Annotated in this window: 3 protein-coding genes; all 3 read left to right on the forward strand. The window is 67.9% G+C overall.

All coding sequences use genetic code 11. From position 1 onward, the window contains the following. Positions 1-1,471 (forward strand): ATP-binding cassette domain-containing protein (locus Q1J95_RS13985; RefSeq protein WP_300268611.1); only part of this gene is annotated, 1,471 nt, incomplete at its 5' end. Next, a complete protein-coding gene (locus Q1J95_RS13990) occupies positions 1,468-2,217 on the forward strand; it encodes an ABC transporter ATP-binding protein (protein WP_300268613.1) in 750 nt (249 codons plus the stop codon). The genes Q1J95_RS13985 and Q1J95_RS13990, both read left to right, overlap by 4 nt. Positions 2,218-2,231: 14 nt before the next feature. Then, a partial coding sequence (locus Q1J95_RS13995) for a serine hydrolase (protein WP_300268615.1) occupies positions 2,232-5,472 on the forward strand: 3,241 nt, incomplete at its 3' end.

Consider the following 5,472-nt stretch of genomic DNA (forward strand, 5'->3'; position numbering starts at 1 on the left):
CCTCGGCGCGGCGCCCTTCCTGCTGGGCAGCACGCTGGGCAGACCGGTGATCTGGTTCACTGGCATCGCCGTCGCCTTCCCCGGACTGCTGCTGGCGCTCTTCTTCGCCGCGATCTTCGGCAGCAGCGCGACCGCCGCTGTCTTCGCCATCGGTTTAGCCGGTGCCCCGTCCTTCGCTCGGCTGTGCCAGAACCTGATCGGCGGCATCGAGGCACGAGATTTCATCGCCGCCGCACGCGTCGGCGGTGTCGGCCGGATCCGCGTGCTGGTGCGACATGTCTTCCCCAACATCGGCGAACCACTCATCGTCAACGCGACCATCGGTGCCGGAGGCGCCCTGCTTGCGTTCGCGGGACTGTCCTTCCTCGGTCTGGGTGTGCAGCCGCCTGAGTACGACTGGGGGCGTCTGCTCATGGACGGCGTGCGTGCGATCTACCTCAACCCCGCCGCCGCACTCGCCCCCGGTGCAGCCGTCGTCATCGCCGGGCTCGCATTCAACCTGACCGGAGAATCGGCCGCACGCACGCTCGGCATCGCCGACGATCAGATCATCACGGCGGCACGCTGGCGCACCCGACGTCGTCGGCGCCCCGCAACCGTTCCGGCCGCACCCGAGCCGCATGCCGATTCCGCCGTATTGGAGGTGGATGACCTCCGCGTCACCTTCCCCGGCGCGGGCGAACCCATCACGGCCGTGCGCGGCGTATCGTTCACGATTCAGGAGGGCGAGATCGTCGGCATCGTCGGCGCCTCCGGTTCTGGAAAGTCGATGACCGCGCTCGCGGTCGCGCAGCTGATCGCCGAACCCGGCCTCGCCGAGGCGAAGAGACTGCGCTTCCTCGGCACCGACCTGCAGACGGCGAGCAACCGGCGACGTCGCCGTCTGCTCGGAACCTCCATGGCGATGGTCTTCCAGGATCCGATGTCGTCATTCAACCCGACCATGCGCATGGGCGATCAGCTCGCCGAGGTGGCCACCGAACATGCCGGGCTCAACCGAGGAGAAGCGCGTCGCCGTGCCGCCGACCGGCTGGCTGATGTGCGGATCACCCAGCCGGCCCGCCGTGTGCGGCAGTACCCGTACGAGTTCTCGGGCGGTATGCGCCAGCGAGCGATGATCGGCATGGGCCTCATGGTCACACCGAAGCTCATCATCGCGGATGAGCCCACGACGGCACTCGATGTGACCGTTCAAAGCCAGGTGCTCGAACTGCTGAGCGCGATCCGCGACCGAGACGGCGCATCCGTGCTGTTCATCAGTCACGACATCTCCGTCGTCGCCGAGCTCTGCGATCGTGTGCTGGTCATGAACGCCGGCGAGATCGTCGAAGAGCTGCGTTCGGACCAGCTCTCAACGGCGAAGCATCCGTACACCCGCGCCCTGCTGGCGGCGGTGCCGCATATGGGGACAGATCTGACACGTCCGCTCGCGACGCTGCAGGAGCCGTCCGCCGCGGAGGAGGCACGATGAGTGAGCTGCGATTCGAGAACGTGAGCGTCCGTTACGGACACGGCCGCGCGGCGATGACCGCGGTGGACGATGTCTCCCTCACCGTCCCCGACGGCGAAGTGGTCGGGGTCGTCGGCGAATCAGGATCAGGAAAATCCACTCTCGCCCGCGCCGCGGTCGGGCTCGTCCCGCTGCTTTCGGGGCGCATCCTGGTCGATGATGAGCCGATTCCGCGCCGTGGTCCGCGCCCGCTGCAGATGGTGTTCCAAGACCCCTACTCCTCGCTCGATCCGCGCATGACGATCGGGGCGAGCATCGCCGAGGTCATGCCATCGGGCATGACGCGGCGAGCACGCGCGGCCGAGGCTGCGCGGTTGCTCGAGCTCGTGCACCTCGACCCGAACGGCACAGGCGCCTACCCCGCACGCTTCTCCGGTGGTCAGCGCCAGCGCATCGCCATCGCGCGTGCCCTGGCGGGCAAGCCGCGCGTGCTGATCGCCGATGAGATCACGTCTGCGTTGGACGTGCTGATCCAGGGTGCGATCCTCAATCTCATCCGCGAGCTGCAGGCCGAACTCGGCCTGTCGCTGCTGTTCATCTCGCACAATCTCGCGGTCGTGCGCTATGTCTCCTCTCGCGTCGCCGTCATGCATGACGGTCAGCTCGTCGAGGAGGGCGCGACAGCGGATGTGCTCGGCGACCCGCACGATGCCTACACGCGCGAGCTACTGGCCGCGATCCCCCGACCTATCCAGTTCACCCCGTGATGAAGGAGTACAGCGTGACCCGCAGTATGAGCATTGACGATGCCCTCGCCCTCACCATTCCCAGCCAGCCGGCGCTGTCACCCGACGGTGCGCGCCTCGCCTATGTGCTCGGCGGCACCGACGTCGACGCTGACCGTCCGACGAGCACGATCTGGCTGCAGCACGACGGCACCACCCGCGCTCTCACTCACGGTGAGCGCGACAGCGCCCCCGTGTTCTCACCCGATGGCACGAGCATCGCCTTCGTGCGCGACGGACAGCTGTGGACGCTGCCCCTCGGTGGCGGCGAGCCCCAGCAGCGTACGCACCTTCCGCTAGGCGCGGGCGTTGCCGTCTGGAACAGCGACGGCACGAAGATCGCCTTCACCGCACCGATCGCACGGGAGTCGGGCGAGACCGAGAGCGCCGAAGAACGCGCGGCGCGCGAGAACGCGCCGATCGTGACGGATGCCCTGGACTACATGATCGACGGCGAATGGTTCGTACGCGGCGTGCGCCAACAACTGCACGTGCTCGACCTCGCCGATGACCGCGTTCAGCGCCTGACAGACGGCGATATTCACGTCGCTGGCCCCGCCTGGGCTCCGGATGGCACGACCATCGCCTATACGGCGCGGCCGGCTGAGGCCAGCGACCTCGACGCGCGTGCCGCGGTGCACACGATCGATTCGGCCGATCCCGCGGCTGCGCCGCGCGTGGTGGCCTTCGCCGACGGGCTCGCCGCGACAGTGACCTATACGCCCGACGGAGGCGGTCTGATCGTCGTCGGCTGGACCGGTGAGCCGCACGGGCACGCCGGGCTGTTCCGCGTCGACCTCGAAACCGGCGAGGTCACCGATCTCGCCGGCTCACTCGATCGCAACATCATGCCGGGAGCGCCCGCCTACCCGGGCGCGTTGCCGCAGTTCACGGCATCCGGCGATGTGCTCTTCGCGGTGCGCGATCGCGGCGCCACCCACCTGTACGCGGTTGCCGTCGCAGGCGGTGAGCCGCGCCATGTCTTCGGCGGAACCGATGAGGTCGTCAGTGGCCTCACGGTCGCCGGCGACACCGCCGCGGTCGCCCTGTCGACACCGACCTCGTTCGGGGAGATCGTGCGGGTGGATGTATCAACCGGCGCGGGCACCGTCGTCACGGCGCACGGCTCCGCTCCCGAGGGAGTCGAGCTGTTCGTGCGCACCAGCCGCGAGTTCACCATCAGCGACGGCACCGTCGTGCAGGGTTGGATCGTACGCGACCCGGCCGTCTCAGGGCCCACGCCGCTACTGGTCGACATACACGGCGGCCCGCACAACGCATGGAATGGTGCGCTGGAGGAGATGCATGTCTTCCACCAGGAGCTCGCGGCCGCCGGGTGGACGATCGTCATGATCAACCCCCGCGGCAGCGACGGGTACGGCGAGGCGTTCTGGAAGGGCGTGAACGCGGCGTGGGGCGTCGCCGATGCGAAGGACTTCCTGGAGCCCGTCGACCAGCTCGTCGCCGAGGGAACGGCCGATCCCAAGCGCCTGGCGGTGACCGGCTACAGCTACGGCGGATTCATGACGGCGTACCTCACGGCACACGACGACCGTTTCGCCGCAGCCGTTGCCGGTGGCATTGTCTCGGATCTGGTGAGCATCGGCGGCACGAGCGATGATGCCCACCTGCTCAACGTGTACGAGATCGGCATGATGCCGTGGAAGTCTGCCGACCGTGAGCAGCTCGCCGCGATGTCGCCGTACACGGCCGTCGAGAACGTCACCACGCCCACGCTGGTGCTGCACGGAGAGAAAGATCAGCGCTGCCCGCTGGGGCAGGCTCAGCAGTGGTACACGGCGCTGCGCGAGCGCGAGGTGCCGACGCGTCTGGTCGTGTACCCGGGCGGCAGTCACATCTTCCCGCTCATGGGCGTGCCCAGTCATCGCGTCGACTACGCGCGCCGTGTCGTGGAATGGGTCAAGCAGTACGCTGGCAGCGCCGAGGGTCCACGACCCGCGCGCATCGACGCGGCGCGCTGGCAGCGCCGACTCGACTCCCTGGCCGCCCTGCACGGTGTCCCCGGCGCACAGCTCGGGATTCTGCGTTATGACGCGAACGGCGACGACGATATCGTCACGCTCGCCACGGGAACGCTCAATCAGGATCTGCCGGATGCCTCGGCCACGGCCCTTCCGGACTCACTGTTCCAGATCGGCTCGATCTCGAAGGTCTGGACGGCCACGGTGATCATGCGTCTGATCGAGCAGGGGCACTTCACCCTCGATACCCCCGCATCCGAGATCATCAACGGGCTGCGGCTGGCGAACGACGAACTCTCAGCCGGGGTGACGGTGCGCCATCTGCTGACTCACACGAGTGGCCTCGACGGCGATGTGTTCACCGACACCGGCCGAGGCGACGACTGCCTGGAGAAGTACGTCGATCTGCTCGCAGATGTGGCCCAGAACCACCCCCTGGGCGCGACGTGGTCGTACTGCAACGCGGGCTTCTCGCTGCTGGGACGCATCATCGAGCAAGTGACGGGCCAGACATGGGATGAGGCGATGCGCGAGCTGCTCTACACGCCGCTCGGGCTCACCCACACCGTGACCCTGCCGGAAGAGGCCATCCTGCATTCCGCGGCCATCGGGCATGTGGATGCCGGTGGCGAGCGCATCCTCGCGCCGGTGTGGAGCCTTCCCCGTTCGATGGGTCCGGCCGGGCTCATCGCCGCACGGGCCGCCGATGTGCTGTCGTTCGCGCGACTGCATCTCGCCGGCGGTGTCGGCGCCGATGGCACCCGGGTACTGAGCGAGGAGACCGTCGCCGATATGCACGCGTTCCACGCCGAGGTGCCCGACAAGCAGGTGCTGGGAGACTCGTGGGGGCTGGGCTGGATTCGCTTCGACTGGAACGGCGCGCGGTTGTACGGCCACGACGGAAACACGATCGGTCAGGCCGCGTTCCTGCGGATTCACGAAGAGTCCGGGGTCGCCGTCACGCTGCTCACCAACGGCGGCCACACCCGTGATCTCTACGGAGACCTGTACCGAGAGATCTTCGCTGAGCTTTCGGGCGTCGACATGCAGGCACCCGTCGTGCCGCCGGCCGAGCCGGTCGACGTCGACGTCACGCCATACCTCGGTACGTACGAGCGCGCCTCCGTACGCATGGAGGTCTACGTCGGGGACGACTCACCGATGCTGCGCACGACCCTGCTCGGCCCGCTCGCCGAGATGGAACCGAATCCGGTCGACGAATATGCGCTCACCCCGATCAGTGACGGCGTGTTCG

Origin of the sequence: Microbacterium sp. (genome assembly GCF_029263575.1) — a bacterium.
Lineage (GTDB): Bacteria > Actinomycetota > Actinomycetes > Actinomycetales > Microbacteriaceae > Microbacterium.

What these genes read in the sequence shown, in the direction of transcription:
- Q1J95_RS13990 (WP_300268613.1), top strand. Translation starts at nt 1,468, where the DNA reads ATGAGTGAGCTGCGATTCGAGAACGTGAGCGTCCGTTACGGACACGGC.